The sequence below is a fragment of the Herbaspirillum chlorophenolicum genome (genome assembly GCF_001189955.1).
Lineage (GTDB): Bacteria > Pseudomonadota > Gammaproteobacteria > Burkholderiales > Burkholderiaceae_D > Herbaspirillum > Herbaspirillum chlorophenolicum.
The window spans coordinates 1-927 of sequence record NZ_LFLT01000153.1 but is presented as its reverse complement, the minus strand read 5'-3'; the positions used below and the strand labels follow the sequence as shown (position 1 = coordinate 927).

Sequence of the window (927 nt, the reverse complement as noted above, 5' to 3'; positions counted from 1 at the left end):
GCATTATTTTGCCGTTCCAGATGGATGGCGTGCCAGGCATCAGCTTTGCTGGCATCGCTCCTGGCGAGACCTTCACGTACAAATTCAAGGTCAAGCAAAGCGGCACCTACTGGTATCACTCCCACTCGGGGATGCAAGAACAAACCGGGATGTACGGCGCTATCGTCATCGATCCGGCGGATGCCGGTAAGAAGCTGGCAGATCGGGAGCATGTGATTCTGTTCTCTGACTGGATGGATGAAAATCCGATGTCGGTGCTCTCCAAGCTCAAGAAGCAAGGCGATTTCTACAATCTAAATCGCCTGACGGCCGGCGATTTTGTCCGCGACGCCCGCAAAGCTGGCGTGAAGGCAGCTATGGACAATCGTGCGATGTGGAATGAGATGCGCATGAACCCCACTGACCTGGGCGATTTGTCTGCGGCTGCCTTGACCTACCTAGCTAATGGCGTCACGCCGGCAGGCAACTGGACCGCATTGTTCAAGCCCGGTGAGAAAGTCCGCCTGCGCTGTATCAATGGATCTGGCAACACCTTCTATGACGTACGAATTCCCGGATTGAAGTTGAAGGTGGTTCAGGTCGACGGCGTGGATATCGAGCCGGTGAGCGTGGACGAATTCCGCTTCGGCCCGGGCGAAACCTGTGACGTGGTAGTCGAGCCCAAGGACGACGCATACACCGTGTTTGCCCAGTCCATGGAGCGTACTGGCTACGCTCGTGGCACGCTGGCAACTCGCGCCGGACTGACGGCACCGGTGCCCGCAGTCGACAAGCCGGAGTGGCTCAGCATGGGCGACATGATGGGCGACATGTCCTCGATGTCCGGTATGGATCATGGGGCTATGGGCCACATGAATCACGGTGCGATGGCGGGGATGTCCTCCATGAGCGGCATGGACTCGATGTCGAGCATGGATAGCATGGACA

At 57.6% G+C, this 927-nt stretch carries 1 protein-coding gene; it reads left to right on the top strand.

Features of this window, described 5'->3' with window-relative positions:
* Positions 1 to 927, top strand: a 927-nt coding sequence (locus AKL28_RS23640) for a copper resistance system multicopper oxidase (RefSeq protein ID WP_156226488.1), incomplete at both ends; no start/stop codon positions are given.